7 protein-coding genes are annotated in these 16,264 nt (G+C 70.4%); 6 read left to right on the forward strand and 1 reads right to left on the reverse strand.

Translation table 11 applies throughout. The features are described from left to right. Positions 1 to 189: 189 nt before the first annotated feature. Positions 190 to 432: a helix-turn-helix domain-containing protein gene (locus RB608_RS12225; protein WP_308088205.1), complete on the reverse strand. Its 243-nt coding sequence runs from the start codon at positions 430 to 432 to the stop codon at positions 190 to 192. 102 nt (positions 433 to 534) lie between these two features. Here RB608_RS12225 and RB608_RS12230 point away from each other — a divergent pair, with 102 nt between their 5' ends. The 6 genes from RB608_RS12230 to RB608_RS12255 all read left to right on the forward strand — a co-directional run bounded on the left by RB608_RS12230 (position 535) and on the right by RB608_RS12255 (position 16,125). Next, positions 535 to 1,272, forward strand: coding sequence for a hypothetical protein (locus RB608_RS12230; protein WP_308088206.1), 738 nt, complete (start codon positions 535 to 537; stop codon positions 1,270 to 1,272). Between the two features lie 16 nt (positions 1,273 to 1,288). Further along, complete coding sequence (locus RB608_RS12235; protein WP_308088207.1) at positions 1,289 to 2,497, forward strand: hypothetical protein; 1,209 nt, start codon at positions 1,289 to 1,291, stop codon at positions 2,495 to 2,497. Positions 2,498 to 2,523: 26 nt separating this feature from the next. Next, a complete protein-coding gene (locus RB608_RS12240; protein ID WP_308088208.1) occupies positions 2,524 to 2,775 on the forward strand; it encodes a hypothetical protein in 252 nt (83 codons plus the stop codon). After that, positions 2,772 to 3,119 (forward strand): type II toxin-antitoxin system PemK/MazF family toxin, encoded by a 348-nt coding sequence (locus RB608_RS12245; protein ID WP_308088209.1) that lies wholly within the window; start codon positions 2,772 to 2,774, stop codon positions 3,117 to 3,119. Before RB608_RS12240 ends, RB608_RS12245 begins: the two co-directional genes overlap by 4 nt. Before the next feature lie 126 nt (positions 3,120 to 3,245). Beyond that, a complete protein-coding gene (locus RB608_RS12250; RefSeq protein WP_308088210.1) occupies positions 3,246 to 15,719 on the forward strand; it encodes a polymorphic toxin-type HINT domain-containing protein in 12,474 nt (4,157 codons plus the stop codon). A gap of 13 nt (positions 15,720 to 15,732) precedes the next feature. Further along, the gene (locus tag RB608_RS12255) at positions 15,733 to 16,125 is read left to right on the forward strand and encodes a hypothetical protein (RefSeq protein WP_308088211.1); all 393 of its coding nucleotides are present in this window, start codon (positions 15,733 to 15,735) and stop codon (positions 16,123 to 16,125) included. Positions 16,126 to 16,264: the final 139 nt, after the last annotated feature.

A 16,264-nucleotide genomic window follows, 5' to 3' on the forward strand; every position in this document is an offset into this window, starting at 1 on the left:
GCGATCTCGATCGCCTCGGCACCGGTCAGGTCGTCCCATGGGGTCTGGGCCAGCTCCTGGGCATGCGCGACCACAGCGGTGGCTGTGTCGAGCGCTCCGGGAGGTGTCATGCGCTCATCTGTTCGAACACCTGTTCGAACGCGCAAGGGGTGGCTCGGCCTGTGGAGGAACTGGTCCGGCCATGCGCCCCTACTCCGGCTCGCTCTCCACGAAGGGGTGCTCGGCGACGTACTGCTCGGTGTGCCGGTACTGCTGGGCGATGTACTCCTCCAGCCGGCTGCGCTCGACGCGCCATTGCCCGCGGCCACCGATCTTGATCGCCGGCAGCTCCCCGCGGCGCACCAGTGCGTAGACCTGCGCACTGGAGGTGTTGAGCATCTCGGCGACGTCGGCGAGCGTCAGGAAGCGGGGTCCGTCCTGGCTGTCGGGCATGGCCCCATCGTCGCATCCGGGGGCGCCGGATGCGGTCGGCGACACCGTGATCCTGTGGATGAGCAGGTGACGTCGCCGGTGATCGCCCGGCATGATGACCCGGTGACTCGGGATCTCGGGAGTTCGACGGGCACGCCTGTTCCACCACCCGCCCAGCGGGTGGTGCGTCCGGCCTGGCGCGACCCCAGGCTGTGGTTCGGGGTGCTGCTCGTGACCGGCTCGGTCGTCGTCGGGGCCCGGCTGCTCGCGGCCGCCGACGACACGGTGACGGTGTGGGCGCTCACCGGTGATCGCGGTGCCGGGACCCCGGTCGCCGCCGATGCGCTGACCGTGCGACGGGTGCGGTTCGCCGACGACGGGATGCTGGAGCGCTACTTCGCCGCGGACGAGCCGGTGCCCGACGACCTGATCCTGGTCCGTGGCGTCGGCGAGGGTGAGCTGCTGGCCCGCTCGGCCGTCGGCCCGGCCGGCGAGGAGGCGGTGCTGCGGGTGCCGCTCGAGGTCGCCCCCCACCGGGTTCCCCCGGACGTCGCGACCGGTTCGATCGTCGACGTCTGGCTCACCGACGGCGCCGCGGTGGGAGCTCCGCCCGACACCGCCCCTGACTCCGCGCCCGACTCCGCTCCCGGCACCGGCCGAGGCGCCGCCGGCAAGGAGGACGACGACGGGCCGGCACTCAGCGGCGTCACCGTCGTGGCCGCCCCGGCCTACGACGACGCGTTCGCCGTCACCGGCGCGCGGCAGCTCGTCGTCGCTGTCGACGACGAGCGGGCGGCCGAGTTCGAGCGGCTCCTCGGTGCCCTGCAGGACCCGGTCATCCGGATCCTGCAGCGATCGTGAGGCGCGCATGCCGCGCGTGAGCGTCGTCCTGCTGGTGTCCTCGGGGGCGGCCTGGGAGTCGCGGGCGCTGACGGCGCTCAACGAGCACTCCGGCACCGTCCTGCTCCGGCGCTGCGTCGACGTCGCCGACCTGCTCGCCGCCGCCCGCACCGGTCAGGCCGATGCCGCCGTCGTCGCCACCGATCTCCCCGGCCTCGACCAGGGCGCCGTCGACGATCTGGTCCAGCACGGCGTCCGCGTGGTGGGAGTCGCCGCCGACCCCGAGCTCACCCGGCCCCGGGCCGGGCGGATCGGCATCACGACCGTGCTCGCCGCCGACCGCGCGGGCGAGCTGGCCGACCTGGTCGCCCGCCTTCCTGCCGACGCGACCCAGCCCGCCTCGTCGTACGACGACCGGTCGCTGCCCGACGCGCCGGAGTCCGCGCCGGCGCGGGCGGGCGGTCCGGCGGGCCGGGTGTTGACGGTCTGGGGAGCCGGCGGCGCACCCGGACGCACCACCGTGGCGAGCTGCCTCGCCGGTGAGCTGGCGCGCCGCGGGCTGACCACGCTGCTGGTCGACGCCGATCCCCACGGCGGCGCGGTCGCGCAGCAGCTCGGGATCCTCGACGAGGTCTCGGGGCTGCTCGCCGCCGCCCGCCTGGTCGGTGCGGGCACCCTCGACGAACGCTTCACGACGGCCCAGCGCCGTCTGTCGGACCACCTGCGGGTGCTGACCGGTCTGCCCCGCCCGGATCGCTGGGTGGAGCTGCGGCCGGGCACCCTCACGGCGATCGTGGACCGCGCCCGCCGGGACGGGCAGGTCGTCCTCGACACCGGCTTCAGCCTCGAGCCCGATCTCGGGGAGCTCACCGGACGTCCCGAGCGCAACGGTCTCACCCGCGAGGCGGTGGAGGTCGCCGACGAGCTGGTCCTCGTCGGCTCCGCCGACCCGGTCGGCCTCGCTCGGCTGGCCCGGGCCCTGACCGAGGTCCACGAGCTGGTGCCGGACCCGCGCGTGCGGATCGTGGTCAACCGGATGCGCCCGACGCTCGGCTGGCGCGAGGGCGACGTCGTCGCGATGCTCGCCGGCTTCGGCGACCATCTCGGTGTGCACTTCCTGCCCGACGACCAGGCGGCCGTCGACCGCGCCCTCGTCGCCGGCCGGCTGCTCGTCGAGACCGGCGACGGTGCCCTCACCCGGGCGATCGCCGGCGTGCTCGACGCGATCGCGAGCGTCGTCGCATGAGAGTCATACCGAGTTATACTGGTGACATGAAGACGGCCATCTCCGTTCCTGACGACGTGTTCGCCCGTGCCGAGCGGGTGGCGGCGCGACACGGGATGAACCGCTCGCAGTTCTACGCGACGGCGGCCAGCAGGTACGCCGACGAGTTGGAGTCCAGGGACGTCACGGCTGCCATCGACGCGGTGGTCGATGAGGCCAACGTCGATGGCTCGACCCTGTTCGCAGTGGCAGCGGGAGAGCGGCTGCTCGCCGGGATGGAGGACGAGGACGAGTGGTGAACCGTGGCGACGTGTACTGGTGCCACTTCGGGGACCCGGTCGGCAGTGGCCCGGCCAAGCGGCGTCCCGTCGTGGTGGTCCAGTCCGACGACTACAACCGGAGCCGGCTCGCCACCACGATCGTGACGACGCTGACCTCGAACACCGCGTTGGCCGCCATGCCCGGCAATGTCTTCCTCCCTGCGCCGGACACCGGGCTGTCGAAGGATTCCGTGGTCAACGTGACCACCCTCGCGACTGTTGACCGTCGCGACCTCGACACCCGTCCGGTGGGGCGACTCGCGGACCACCTGATGGACGAGGTCGATCGCGGGATCCGAGGGGTGCTCGCCCTGCCCCGGTGACCCGATCGGCGCCTGGATGCGGGACCCGACTCTTGGCGAGTCCTGTGAAAAATGGTTCCGATGGGCTGTGGCCTTCGTGTCGACCGTGGCGTGTGATCGACGTCTCGGCGTTCCCGGAGGTGGGCCATGGCAGAGCACAGGACGACTCGATCAGGCGGGTTCGTGGTGCGCTGGGCGCGCCGACGCGGCGGGCTGGTGGCGCTGATCGTCGCGGCCGTGCTGGTCACCTCGGTGGTCGCGGTCGTCGCGGTGACGGCGGATCGGGAGGAGCCGTGGACGCCGTTCGACGTGGCCGGCAAGCGCGTCGACACCGAGGCCGACCCGATCGATCCGATGAAGCGCCCGGCGGGTGCCAAGGGTGTCGATCTGGGCGAGCCCGAGGCTCCGGCCGACAGTGGCCCGGGGCGCGACGAGATCAAGCCGGCCCAGGCGAAGAAGCAGTGTGCCGCGCCGGAGCAGGTCCCGGGCCCGGACGCCGCCAAGGGTGCGCTGGGCGACGTGCTGGCGGGTCTCGCCGAGGCCGAGGAGGTCTGCGCCTACTCCGAGACCGGTCAGGCCGAGGATCTGGTGGACGCGGTGCCCCTGGCGCTGGCGGACGGTGCGGTGGCTGCACCCGCACCCGCACCCGCGACCACGGAGGACCAGGCGGAGGGACCCGCAGCGGCGACCCCGCCCGAGACTCCTGCCGGGACCCCGACCGATGAGCCGGCCGACGAGCCGGGCACCGAGACACCGCCCGCGAGCGACCAGCCCGACGAGGACGTCCCCGCGCCCAGCCCCACGCAGGAGTCCTCCCGTGGGGCGCGCAGCGACGACACCGTGGTGGGTCAGGACGCCGGCCGGGTGCGGCCCGCCGCCGCCCGCGGCTCCCCGGCCGACCTCGACCGCGTCCTGACGCCGGTGCCCGCTGTGAGTCGATCGCAGCAGGTGCCGGCGTCGTCGTCTCGGCGGGCAGCGGCCGCGGCCGTGCCGCCGGCGGGGGAGTACCTGTCCCCGAACTGGGTGCAGGCGGCCACCTCGACCCGACCGCCCGCGCTGACCTACCCCGCGATGGCGTACGACGAGGCGCGCGGCCAGGTGGTGCTGTTCGGCGGCACCCTGACCGCGGGCGGCTACAGCGACCAGACCTGGACCTGGGACGGCGTCACCTGGACGCAGCGGACCCCGGCCACGAGTCCGGGAGCCCGCACCCGCGCGACGATGGCCTGGGACCCGGTGGGTCAGCAGGTCGTCATGTTCGGCGGCCAGACGGCGGGCGCGACGCCGGTCAACGAGGTGTGGGCCTGGGACGGCACGACCTGGGCGTCGGTCTCCGCGACCGGCACGCCGCCGTCGGCCCGGACCGGCGCGTCCATGGCCTACGACAACGCCCGCTCAGCCTTCGTGGTGTTCGGCGGGCAGACGTCGTCGACCACGGTGGTCAACGACACCTGGCAGCTGAAGAACCCCGGGTCCGGCTGGGCCTGGACCCAGATCCAGGCCGCCGGGGCGTCGGGTGCGCCGGCCGCCCGGATGGACCACCGGCTCGCCTACTCGGCCTCGACGAGCCAGCTCGTGCTCTTCGGCGGCGCGACGCCGCCGTGCACCACGGCGTGCTCGATCCTCGGCGACACCTGGACCCTGGGGACGGGGGCGTCGTCCTGGACGTCGCAGTCGCCCACCCACGTCCCGCCGGCACGCGCCAGCCACGCGATGACCTTCGACCCCGCCCTGGGCGCCGTGGTGATGTTCGGCGGCGCCGACTACAGCGGCAGCAGCCTGGTGCTACGCAGCGACACCTGGGCCTGGACGGGGGCGGACTGGTCCGAGGCGGTCGGCATCGCCTCGCCGACGGGCCGGGCGGGATCGGCCCTCGCGGCCGGGCCCGGCGGCCAGGTCGTGCAGTACGGCGGGCACGCCGGCGGCGCGTCGTACCTCGACGAGACCTGGAGCTACAACGCCGCGCTCCCCGTCCTCGGCATCGACGTCGAGCGGGCCTCGGACCCGTCGCGCCCCGGCGACGACATCTGGACCGGCGACACCATCCGGGTCCAGATCACGGCCGCGAACGCCGGTGTGGACAGCATCGACGCCGGCGACCAGGTCTCGGTCGTCTCGGCGCTCCAGGAGGACGTGCTGGCGGCCGGCACGGACTTCCGGTGGGGTGCGAGCGGAAGCCTGAGCACGATCGGGGCCTGTGGCTCCGGCGTCACCGCCGTCTGCGGGCTGGTCGAGAACCTGACCGCCACGATCGGCAACATCCAGATCCCGCCCGCTGGTCTGCGGGTGGGCGAGTTCCTCGCCGCCGTCACCGGCGGACCGAAGGGCTGCCACCTCGTCGACATCCCCGCGATCGCCTCCTCGCTGCTGGGCGGATCGGCGCCGGTCGCCAAGCCGATCACCGTCTGCGGCGGCGGCCTGGGCCTCGAGGACTGGTGGACCTACGACACCACCGACCTGGGCGGTGGCGGCAGTGCCAGCGTCAACGTCGCCAACGGCAACCTCGTCGTCAAGCAGTACGACACCGACCCGGTGCAGGCGCCGGGTCAGCTGGCCATCGGTCTCGGCCGGGTCTACAACTCGCAGGACCTGATGTCCGGCGGCGGGCCGATCGGTGCCGGCTGGCAGTTCGACGTCGGCGGCACCGGCGCCACGGCCACCGGCTTCGGCATCGCCGGCCTCAAGCTGCCCAACCTGCAGAACGTGAAGCGGCCGCTGTCGATGACGTACGTCGACCGCGACGGCACCCGGCACGTCTTCAAGCTCCGGTCGCTGGGTGCGTCGATCGGCAACCTCAGCCTCCCCATCGACCTCACCGGCCAGCAGGGGCTGCTCGACTCGATCCTCGGCCTGCTGAACCCGGCGACCCTGCCGTACGCGCTGTCGTCGATCGTCGAGGGGCTGGCCTACACCAACCTGTGTCTCGACAAGGCCTACACCGGGCCGCCGGGATCCAACATGTTCCTGTTCCGCTACATCGGGATGGGCAACAACAACTGCACGACGCCCGCCCAGAGCGGCGAGCTGACCCTCGGCTGGTCGCTGATCCACCCCAACCGGATGCGCTACGACTTCAACCAGGGCGGCGATCTCGTCCGGGTCACCGATCCGGCCGGCCAGCAGCTCGTCTACGACCCGAGCTTCCAGTACGGCCCGACCGACATCGTCACGTCGTCGTGCGAGACCGGCGCCGCGTGCCCCAAGGTCACCATCGCCTACGACAAGACGCCGCTCTCCACGGACCGGCTCGTCGAGGTGAAGGACACCGCGGGCCGGGTGACGACGTACGTCGTGTCCCGAGATCTCACCCTGCCGTTGCTGCGTGAGGTCTGGGAACCGGGCAACCCGTACACCACGACCGCGGGAGCGCGGCCGTCCTCGGCCTACACCTACGCCTCGGCCGGCAACCCGTGCGCGGGCTCGGTGGGTGGCACCATCACGTCCGGTCAGCTCTGCTCGGTCACCGACGCGAACGGCGAGAAGACGACGTTCTCCTACGTCGAGGCGCCGGCCGGACCGGACCGCATCGCGATGGTCAAGGACCGCCGCGCCAATGCGAGCGGCGGCGACGCCCACGGTCTCGCCACGAAGTACACCTGGACCGACTCGAGCAGTCGGGAGAACCCGGGCACCTACCTCGCGACGGCCGACATGGCGGCGCCGGACGATCTGTCGTCCTGTGGCACGACCTGTCACCGCATCCGCTACAGCGACATCGACAGGTGGGGCCGCGTCGGTCAGATCGCCGAGGGCACCACCGGCGGCACCGACCCGAACGATCCCGGCAGTGGCATGTACGCCGCGCAGACGGGCTACTTCTGGGACGGCATGGGCGACGCCGAAGGCGGCGGCATCGCGTCGTGCTCGCAGCCGACGGTCACCATGAACCACAACCTGTGCCAGGTCATCCGGCGTGCGGAGCCGACCGAGGAGCCGTTCGTGCCGGGCGAGGTGGGCACCGGGACCTTGTCGGGAGTCGCCGTGCACGACCAGGCGACCGACTACCTGTACGGCGACTTCGGCCAGCGACTGCGCGAACGCGTGCTGCTCGACGCCACCCAGCCGTGGACGGACGCCAACTCCGCGATCACCACGTGGGGCAGTCACGAGCAGTACTTCGACGCGGGCACCGGGCAACGGGCCTTCAACAACCATGTCGTCGGCGACGGGCAGGTCGAGTCGAGCGCCGGCGGCGGCACCTACCGGCAGGCGGTGATGCAGGACAACCCCGCGGCGTACTGGCGGCTCGACGAGGCCAGCGGGACGACGATGACCAGCCAGACCGGGACCAAGCACGGGGTGTACGGCCCCGGCATCACCTACGGCGAACCGGGCGTGGTGCACGGCAACGCCGCCGTCGGTGAGCGGGTCGCGGGCTGGACCGGGTTGGTGTCCCCGTTCAACGGCTTCGCCCACGGGACCTCGGCGTCGGGCTCCGACTTCACGGTCGAGACCTGGATGAAGACCGCGAACACCGGCGCGGAGTACGCCTTCCAGTGGGGAGCGTCGTCCACGGCGTACGCGAGCGTCGGCCGGGTCTCCGGTGGACTGCCGTTCGTCGCGCTCTACTCCAACCTGCTCGCCGGGGAGTCGTTGGTCGTCTACACCCCGACCTCGGTCGCCGACGACGCGTGGCACCACGTCGTGTACCGCTACAACGGCTCCGGATCCGCGTCCGGGGTGCAGATCTGGATCGACGGCCAGCAGGCACCCACGGTCACCTACTCCGACACCCTGGCCGGCTCATTCTCCACCGACCTCTCCGCCGGCACCCTCGGCTACTCCGTCAATGCGGGGGCCACGCTCGACGAGGTCGCGGTCTACCCGACCACGCTGTCGGGGGCGCGGATCGAGGCGCACTACAGCGCGGCCCGCGGGGCGACCCGGGTCAAGGCGGACACGCTCTACGCGGTCGTCGACGAGATCCAGGAGCTGTCGCCGCGGGGCAACGAGTCGGCCAACGCCGGCAAGTGGGGCGAGTACCTCACCTCCATCCGCCGGGACCTGCCCGGCGACGGCGTGCTCAGCTCGACCAACAAGGTGGCCGGATCTTCGGTGTGCGGCACGGCGGTGCGCGGCAACACCGGCCTGGTGTGCGAGGTCGACGCGCCGGCGGCCGAGGGCGTCTCGCGGGGCGTGTGCGCGCTGCCGACCAGCAACCTGCCGGTCGGCAGCCCGACCGCGCCGACCCCGTCGCCGTCGTACGCCTCCTCCTGCACGACCTACGAGTACACCAACCTCGGTCAGCGCAGCCTGATGCGCACCCCGAAGGCGAACGCGGCGTCGAGCTCCGGGTCACTCAAGCCGGCTACCGAGTACCGCTACTACCCGGTGGTGACGACCTGCACCGGCGAGGCACGCAAGGCCTGCGACCTGTCCGGATCCGGGTCCGCCGGCGGCTGGCTCAAGGCGGTCGTCGACCCCGAGGGCGAGAAGATCGTCTACGCGTACGACGTCGCGGGCAATGTCGCCCGCACCTGGGACCGCAATGCCGCCCAGGGCAAGGACCTCACCGCCGCCTGGGCCGACGCGACCGCGCCGCCCACGACGCGCTTCGTCGACACCGTCTCCGCCAACCCGGTCACCTCCGACGCGCTCAGCGTCTCCAACACCGCCCTCGTCGCCATCGCCCCCGACGGCACCGTCACCGGTGCCGGCAGCAACGCGAGCGGGGAGCTCGGCGACGGCAGTACGTCGAACCGGAAGACCCCCGTCCGTGCGGATCCGATGACCAATGCCGTCCAGGTCGTGCAGACCGCGACGGGTACGACCTCCGGGTGTGCGTCCACCGTCTACCTGACCGGTGGCGGCGAGGTCTGGGTGACCGGAGCCGGCACGACCCGGCCCGAGAGGCGCACGGGCCTGCCGTCGGGCATCCTCTCGATCGCGGCCGGCGGCTGCCATCTGCTCGCGCTCGACTCCGAGGGCGGACTGTGGGCCTGGGGAGCCAACGGCTCCGGGCAGATCGGCAACGGCTCCACCTCCTCCGTCGGCACGCCGGTCAAGGTTCTCGACGACGTGTCGACCATGGCCGGCGGCAACCTCAGCTCGCTGGCCGTGAAGACGGACGGAACGACCTGGGCCTGGGGTGCGAACAGCACCGGTCAGCTCGGCCTGGGTGACACCGCGGGACGGACCACGCCGACCCAGGTGACGGCGCTGAAGGACGCCGGGATCCGCCAGGTGTCCAGTGGCTTCGGGTCCTCCTATGCGATCGGGCGCGACGGCACCGTGTGGGCCTTCGGTGGCAACGCGTCCGGTGAGCTCGGCGACGGCACCACCACCCAGCGCACCAGCCCGGTCAAGGTCACGACGCTCGGCCCCGGCTCCAACGCCGGCCCGGTCCGCCAGGTCGTCGGTGCCGACAGGAGCGCGATCGCCCTCCTGCGCGACGGCACGGTCCGCGTGTGGGGCATCAACAACGCCGGGCAGTCGGGCGGCGGATCGGCCGCGGCCACGGTGTCGACACCCACGCAGGTGCCGAACCTCACCGGGCAGGTCGCGGTCGCGGGCGGCTGGGCGACGATCGCGACCGCCGACCAGGCCGGCCGGATCCGGGTCTGGGGATCGACCGCGAACAACCAGCGGGCCGACAATACGAACCCGGCCACCACCGCGACCCCCGCACCGGCCGGGATCGACATCTCGCCCTACCGCTCCGCGCTGTGGGGCGTCCAGGGCAGCCGCGACGCGACCGGCAACCTGGTCACGACCACCATGGACCGCCTCGGCCAGCCCCGCCGCGCCCGCTCCGGTCGCGGCAACGACGTCCTGACGTCTGCCTACGACCGGATGACCGGCTACGACGCCGCCGGCCGGCCGGTCTCGTCCAGCGGAGCCCAGCATCGCTCCCCGGACACCGTCGCCCGGACGACGTACGACCCGTTCGGCAACCCGGTCAAGACGATCGACGCGCGCGGTGTCGCCGCGCGGGCGACCTTCGACGCGCTGAACCGGCAGCTCACCAGCCACGTGACCCGGACCCCGGATGCCGTCGCTCCGGGATCCTGCCCGGGCACCGCCGCGGCCGCGGAGTGGACCAGCGCGCAGAACGACCACCGGGTCTGCGTGACATCGACGACCTACGACGGCGTCGGCCGGGTGCTCACCACGACGGATGCGAACAGTCAGGTCACCACGACCCACTCCGACGCCGCGGGTCGCCAGCGCCGGGTCGACACGCCGCGCACCGAGGGCGGCACCGAGATGCTCACGTCGCGCTGGAACTACGACCGCGAGGGACGGGTGCTCGACGCCTGCTCACCGCGACAGTTCGTGGAGGCAGAGGACGGCGATACGCCGAACACGGCGGCCGGCTGCGCCAGCACCGGGGTCCACGCGACCCACTTCGCCTACGACGCGGCCGGCAACACGACCAAGCAGGTCCGGTACCGCTTCGGCGCGGCCAACCCCGAGCTGACGACCGGCTACGACTACGACGCGGACGGCAACACGACCGCGGTCACCGATCCCAACGGCAACCGGACCACGACGGCGTACGACTGGCAGGGCCGGCGTACGTCGATGGAGGTGCCGCGACGCGGGACGAAGACCAACACGACGACGTGGCGCTACGACCCCAATGGCAACGTCACCGCGGTGCTGGCGCCCGGGTCGATCAACACCGGGTCGGGGGCCGACGGGCATCTCGTCGTCGACGGCACCACGCCCTCGGAGTCGACGGACGGCATCGCGCACGGCGTGGGCAACCCGTTCCAGATCCCCGACGGTGCGCAGTACCGCGACGTGACGTTGAAGAACGGCGCCCACGTGACGTCGGCCGCCGCGAACGGCCTCCTCTTCTACGCGAGCGGCACCGTGACGGTCTGCGCCACCTGCTCGATCACCGTCGCCGGCAAGGGCTACCAGGGTGGCGCGGCCGGTAGTGGCGGCAATGGTCACGCCGGCGACGCGGCCAACCCCAACCCCGGCAACGGAGGCAAGGGCGGCCGGGGCGGCCTGCTCGGCCTGTCGCCGTCCGGTGGTGGCGGTGGCGGTCACAAGACCGACGGCGGCGCCGCCGGGACCGGGGGCAGCGGACCCGGGCTGCCCGGCCTGGCCTCGGGGACTGCGGACTTCGCCACGGTGGGCGTCGACTACCTGCTGGGCTCTGGCGGCGGTGGCGGCGGGGGCGGCAAGGCCCTCACCGGCGCCGGGGGCACCGGCGGCAACGGTGGCGGCTATCTCCGGCTCACAGCCGGACGGATCGTGGTCAACGGCACCATCGACGCGTCCGGAGCCGACGGGGTCTCCGGGACCGGCCAGTCCGCCGGTGCTGGTGGCGGCGCGGGCGGCGGGATCTGGCTGGCCGCGCCCACCATCGAGCTCGCGGCTCCGTCGGTGCTCGATGTGACGGGTGGCGCCGGCGGCGCGGGTGTCAGCAACCGGAATGGTGGCAACGGCGCGGTCGGCTATATCCGGATCGATGGCGAGGACGTGACGAACGCGCCGGCGGGTGTGGAGGTGACGCGTGGCGACATGATCACCGCGGTGTCCTATGACGCCGCGAACCGGCCGGTCGACACGATCGAGGGTGCGCAGACGGTGCAGGCCGATCCGGCTCTCGATGCCAGTGCGTACGCGGCGCCGGACGCGAACGGGTTCGAGAACACCCGGTCGCGCACGGCGTACGACGCGGATGGTCGGGTGGTGGCGTTGGTGCCGCCGCAGGCGTTCAGTGATGTTGCGTCGTTGATGGCGCCGAATCTGAACACGGCTCGGCGTCTGGACTATGACCTGGATGGTCGGCCGGTGGCGGCGTACAGCCCGCGCTATGACAACGCGTCGGGGAGTCCGACGGCGTCGGTCGGTTCGGGCAACGACGGTGGCGGGAGCGTCGATCAGCAGGTCGCGCAGTGCGCGACGGGGCGGGTGCTGGATCTGGCGTTGACGGGGTTGTCGGGGGCGGGTGCCGCGTTGCCGTCGGCGTATGGCGCGCAGGTGGGTGTGTGTAGGACGCGGACGGTCTATGACCCGGTGGGCAATATCGCGCGGGCGTGGCTGCCGAGCTCGAGTGGTGGGGCGAGTGCGGGGGATGAGGGCTATCTCGACTACACGTACACCGACGACGGTCTGGTGCAGAACGTCGATGGGCCTGACCCGGCGTCCGGGGCCCGGGTGGTCGCGGCGACGAATGTGTATGACGGTGTGGGTCGGTTGGTGTCGGTGACGGATGCGAAGGGGAGTGTGACGCGGACGTCGTACTTCGCGGATGGTCTGGTGGAGGAGACCGAGGGTCAGGCCTATGACCCGGATGGTGCCGTGGGTCCGTTGCCGTCGCAGGACGAGAAGACGCAGTTCGTCTATGACGGGGCGGGGAATCTGGTCTCGATGGTCAACCCGGAGGGGAAGACCACGACGCAGGTGTGGACTAGTGACAACCTGTTGGCTCAGATCGAGGCTCCGGGGCCGGGTGGTGGTCAGGGCACGGCGAAGACGAGGTACGGCTACGACAAGGTCGGGAACGCGACCGAGGTGTGGCAGCCGGAGGCGGTGCGTCATGATCGGCCGCCGATCTACAACGAGTTCACGAAGGACAATCTGCTCGCGGCGACGCATACGCCGGTGAGGTTGACCGAGCCGACGCCGCCGGAGGTGCCGGTGACGGTGTATCGGTCGGTGCGTTATGACTATGCGCCGGCGGGGATGAAGACGGTCACCCAGACCGCGGAGTGCAAGTCGGACGTGCCGACGGCGTGCGTGCCGAGCAACGACGATTACGAGGGTGCCGGTTTCGTCAAGCTGAACTACGGCGCGAACGGTCGCCTGAGCTCGCAGATGGGCAGGGACCGGAAGTCTGACGAGACGCCGACGAAGTCGATCACGACGACGTATGCGCAGCATGGTGGTCCGGCGCAGATCATCGACGGCTCCAGTGACATCACGTTGAGCGTGGGCTACTACCTCGACGGAACGCAGCGGCGGGTTGCGGAGTCCGGGGTCGGTGCTGGCGGCGGCGGGAATGTCGGGAACACGAACACGTATGCCTACAACGGTGCTGGGGCGGTCACGGTCCGTACCGACCGCACGGGTGCGGCCGGGGTCACGGATGACGAGACGTTGACGACGTCGTATCGGTACAACGCTGCGGGTCTGCCGGCGGGGATGGCTTCGCAGGTCCTCGATCCCGCCTCGGCAGGTGGGGTCGTGACGGCTTATGACTGGGACGAGGCCGGTCGGTTGAGCAGTGCGTCGACGACGACGGCCTCGGGTCTGCATCGCGCGGAGTGGTCGTGGCATCCGAACAATGCGTTGGCGGGTGCGCAGACCACGGCTCGGATCTCTGGGTCTGAGGTGGTGGTGGGGAAGTACGAGTACTTGTACGACAAGAACCGCAATGTCACCAAGCAGACCGTGACCAGTGATGGTGGGTCGGGTACGGGTGGCTATGTCAACGAGTACACGTATGCGCCGAGCGAGCAGTTGCTGTCGTGGGATCACCAGGTCACGGCTGGTGGGGGTACGGCCCAGGAGACGGCGTACACGTGGGACAAGAACAGCAACCGGACCTCGGTCACGGTCGACGGTGTGTTGGCGTCGGAGACGTCGTACAACTGGGACAACTCGGTGGCGAAGGTCGAGACCCCTGGTGCGGCTGATCGGGTGTATGCGTACAACGGGTTCGGGTTGTTGACCGCGGATGGGTGCAACACCTATTCGTATGACGCGTTCGACCGGGTCGAGAAGCAGGTCACCAGCGGTTCCACGGTGTGTGGCAGCAATGGGCGGACCACGACGTATGACTATGACGGGTTGGACCGGCAGCGGATCGTGACGGTGTCGTCGGCGGCCAAGCCAGCTGCGAACCGGGCCACGCGCAGTGTGTTCGACGGGTTGTCGACGAGCCTGGTGGGACAGGTCGGTGCGGTCAATGGTGACAACGACGGGCCGAGTGTGTTGTACCAGCTCGATCCCGGCGGCACCGCGACTGCGTACGCGCAGTCTGGTCCGGGTGGGGCGAGCACGGGTGGGGGCAAGGCGTTCCTGGATACCGACGGTCGGGGCGATGTCACCGCGATCACGTCCTTCGCCACCGGCAGTGGCGGTGGGGATCATGTGGTGGCGTGTGCGGTGCGTTATGACCCGTTCGGGACGCCGGTGGATGCTGCCCCGTCGGGGCCGGCGAGTCATCCGGACCCGGGGTCGCGGGGTGATGGGAACGGGGTGTGCAAGACCGACAGTCCTGCAGCGGAGGTCACGGGGAACGCGGTCTGGTATCGGGGTCAGGTGCGGGACGGTTCGACGGGGAACTACCAGCTGGGGACCCGGACCTATGACCCGGCCAAGGCGGCATTCACCACGCCGGACTCGTATCGGGTGTCGTCCTCGGCCACCGACCTGAGCGTCAGCGTCGACCCGCTGACGTCCAACACGTACACGTATGTCAACGGCAACCCGATCAATCTGATGGACTCCGATGGCCACAAGCCGAGGTTCGTCGATGAGGGCACCCACGAGTACACGGTGGGTCCGAAGGGCACGTTCTCCGATGTCAAGCCGAAGCCGCCGCCGAAGACGCCGGCACCGTTCCCGTCGGGTACGGAAGCTGGGTCAGAGGGGTACTACGGGGTGTACGGGGAGGCTCGTTCCGCGGGAGAGACCCCAGAGGAGGCCTCTCGCTTGGCCTACGAGTGGTGGCTGGACACCTACTTCGACAACAGGTTCGAGGGCTATGACAAGGTCGCGGCTGCGTACTGTTCCGACCTCGGTGTCGGCAATGTTCGGTGCGCGGAGGTTACGCCGATCGATCTTGTCGTGGGGATCGCCAAGGACAAGTTCGACACGTGGTCCGGGTGCGCCTTCCGCTTTGATGTGTCGGATTGTGTCGGTATTGGTGTCGATGTGGGGCTCTATGCGGCGAGTCTCGGTGTCGGGAAGCTCTTCGCGGACGCAGCGAAGGTCTCGGATCAGATGGCGGACCGAGCCGCAAACGCAGGACGAACGGGGGCACGGTCGTGCCTGAAGTCGTTCGGCGGCACCATGCTGGTGCTTATGGCCGACGGCTCAAAGAAGCCGATCCAGGACATTGAGGTCGGCGACGACGTCATCGCCACCGATCCTGAGACCGGCGAACGCGTCGCTAGGAAGGTCACCCGCGTCTGGGTCCACGACGACCAGGTCCTTGACCTTGTCGTCGATGGCGAAGTGATCACGACGACTGAGGACCATCTGTTCTGGTCCGTGACCGACCAGCGCTTCGAGCGAGCGGACGAGCTCGCGGCTGGCACGATCGCGCTCGGAGATGGTGGCCGTCAGCTCACGGTGTACGGTTTCCGTCGAGGTACCGAACGCGCGGCGCTCGCCTACAACCTCTCGATATCCGGGGTTCACACCTACCACGTCGGCGATTCAAGCGTTCTGGTCCACAACGACTGCTATAAGTTCGGTGGCGAGGCAGCCAACTTCTCTGACGACGAGCTCGCCCAGTTCGTTTACCAACACGTTGGTGAGGGCGATCTTGCCGGACGGCCAGCGCTGGACCAGATTGCGAGGGTGATGCAACGCGGGACACCGACACGCATCCGGGATGACGCAGTCCAATTCGATCTTGACGGAGTCCGCGTGATCATCAATGAATCTATGCCTTGGCGTAGCACGGCAGTGGTGCGCAATGGAGGCTAGGCGACGGTTGACGATGGCCGATGCCGCGAAGATTCCCTGCGGTGAAGACCGCCTACCGCTCGCCGATCTAGTGGATAGTTGGAGTGGTCACGTTCTTCGTCTCTATGACGAGTGTGACCAGCACTGGGACGACCGGACTCGCGATCTATGGGGGATTGACGACCTCGTTGCCGCGTATCTGATCCGTGATCGGATTGACCGTGCCATGGCGAGCATTGAGCAACGTCCGCCTCATTCGGTCAGGCTGGCGGATGCAATGCTGCAGTCGTTCACCGAGGAGTCCGACGGGAGTTGGGCCGAGCTCGCGGGAGGGCCGTCTAAGGCCGGCTGGTGGTGGCTTCGGGTGCCGACGTCGGGGCCTATCTACGAACAGTTGCGAGGGCTGGGTTGGGAACCGCGCGAATGATCAAGTCCACCTGCGCTGGTTGAAGTGCCCTGCAAGTCTTCGCCGCGGCTGACCTGGGGCTGGCAGAGTTGGGTCTGCTGCACCAATCGGTGACAAGGTTCGAGTGACCTACAGGATCGTTGAACGCTCATACGCCAGC

It is taken from the genome of Nocardioides sp. LHD-245, from assembly GCF_030929495.1.
Taxonomy (GTDB): domain Bacteria; phylum Actinomycetota; class Actinomycetes; order Propionibacteriales; family Nocardioidaceae; genus Nocardioides.